General features: G+C 39.3%; 3 protein-coding genes. All 3 read left to right on the top strand.

Annotation, left to right across the window (positions count from 1 at the left end; translation table 11 throughout):
* Window positions 1–170 precede the first annotated feature (170 nt).
* The 3 genes from DWV53_RS11150 (at window position 171) to DWV53_RS15790 (ending at window position 1,647) form a co-directional block, all read left to right on the top strand.
* On the top strand, window positions 171–698 hold the full coding sequence (locus DWV53_RS11150) for a hypothetical protein (protein ID WP_147468783.1): 528 nt from the start codon (window positions 171–173) through the stop codon (window positions 696–698).
* Window positions 699–705: 7 nt separating this feature from the next.
* Window positions 706–1,278: a hypothetical protein gene (locus tag DWV53_RS11145; protein WP_147468782.1), complete on the top strand. Its 573-nt coding sequence runs from the start codon at window positions 706–708 to the stop codon at window positions 1,276–1,278.
* Window positions 1,279–1,470: 192 nt separating this feature from the next.
* Window positions 1,471–1,647, top strand: coding sequence for a hypothetical protein (locus DWV53_RS15790; RefSeq protein WP_181992475.1), 177 nt, complete (start codon window positions 1,471–1,473; stop codon window positions 1,645–1,647).
* Window positions 1,648–1,727: the final 80 nt, after the last annotated feature.

The following is a 1,727-nucleotide window of genomic DNA, read 5'->3' as shown; positions in this document are numbered from 1 at the left end:
TGTGATGGCTGGCCGTGGCAAGCTGAAGCAGAAACTCATCGAGGCTTGCCGATTCGCACAGCGCGAGAAATGATGAACTATTTCGACCTGTACAGATCTTATAATTAACAGGTTTGGTACACATTGCGCCTCACGGGAAACGACAGGGGTCTATATGCCACGATGAAAAGGTGGCGTATAGACAAATGACATCGGAGCGAGAGCAAAGAATTCTTTCAGAGCCGAGTGCTGCTTTTGGTGATTGGTCTGCTAATATCATAGAAGATGCCACCATCGATGACCTCGATCCTGAGGCTATTCGTATGGCGAGGGAGAAATATGCCGAAAGACATGAAAAAAGAGCTAAGGAAATCGAAAGTTGGGATGATGTAACCTTCCTGAACAAGGCAAAGATTACAAGAGCCGGAAAGATAACCAATGCTGCTATCATCCTACTTGGTAGAGAGGAGTCTGAGCATTTCCTGTCGCCTGCAGTGTGTATCATCCGTTGGAAACTGTTGACAAAAGATGATAAGAACAAGGATTTTCGCAATTTTCATATTCCAATGATTAAGGCTGTGGATGAAATAACAAAGGAGTATATTAGGAACAATAACTATACATATACCGTTAGTGGTAATATATTCCCTGAAAATATGAAACGCTATGATATGTTTACACTTAGAGAGCCGATCTTTCTTGATGGAAGCTATGTGTAATGTAGGAATGGCAGATACAGAAGGTGGAGGAATTAAAAAACTCTTTATTGAACAGAAGAAGAGATTCTTCCCAATGCCTATATATACGCTTTCTGATCAAAAGGTAAGATGTGAGATACAAGGAAAAGTATTGGATGAGAATTTTGCCCGGATTCTGGTGAATAATACAGAATTGTCTCTTCCTGAAATTATACTTTTAGATAAGATACAGAAGAAAAAATATGCTGATTTGACAAATGATGCTATAGCGCTGCTTAGGCAAAAGGGATTTGTGGAAGGACGAAAAACTAATTTGTACTTGTCGTATAAAGTAGTGGAGTCTTCCAAGCATATAGGTTTGAAGGCTTCGTATATAAAGAATAAGAGCTTTGATGATTCTTATTATAAAAAGTTGATTGTTGATTACTTGAGGAAGTTTGATTCTGCGTCAAGAAAAGAAATCGAAGAACTTCTTATGGATAAATTGCCAGAGGTTTTGGATGAAACCCAAAAATATAATAAGGTGACTAACTTGCTGGCTTCCTTAAGGAAGGAAGGAAAAATTTATGTGAAGAGGCGTATTTGGTTCTTATGCAAGTAGAGTTTTATAGATTTACAAGAAAACTGCATGATTTACAAGAACTTTTTTGTAAAGTATTGATAGACAGTTAGGAATATTTTTGGCGATTTACAAGAAAACTGCAAGGTTTACAAGAAAATTACAAGAAAACAAGATTGTTATGGTCATACAGGCATATATCGTAGACCACTGGTTTGGAGACCATAATGCGCTTTGTCGCAGAGCACCCTCTCGGGGCTTGACGATGGCGAGGTGGTGAAGTTCTTCGCTGCTGATGGCAAGTATCTCGGCTCTACTGTTGCAGCTAACGGTGCTGCCTCTTATGCCGTATCCGAGTCTTTGGTTATCGCAAAAGTGGGTAAGGATTCTATTAAGATTGCAATGAAATAAGGATTGTGCAGAGCGATGCACCTACCGTAAAATCATAAAAAGTAAGGGGAAGAAGGCGAGTAACGTAAATTGCTCACTTT

This window comes from Segatella copri, assembly GCF_003465495.1.
GTDB classification, from domain to species: domain Bacteria; phylum Bacteroidota; class Bacteroidia; order Bacteroidales; family Bacteroidaceae; genus Prevotella; species Prevotella copri_G.
The sequence above is the reverse complement of the archived record's forward strand: the minus strand, read 5'-3'. Positions and strand labels throughout refer to the sequence as shown.

What these genes read in the sequence shown, in the direction of transcription:
- DWV53_RS11145 (WP_147468782.1), top strand. Translation starts at nt 706, where the DNA reads ATGGCAGATACAGAAGGTGGAGGAATTAAAAAACTCTTTATTGAACAG.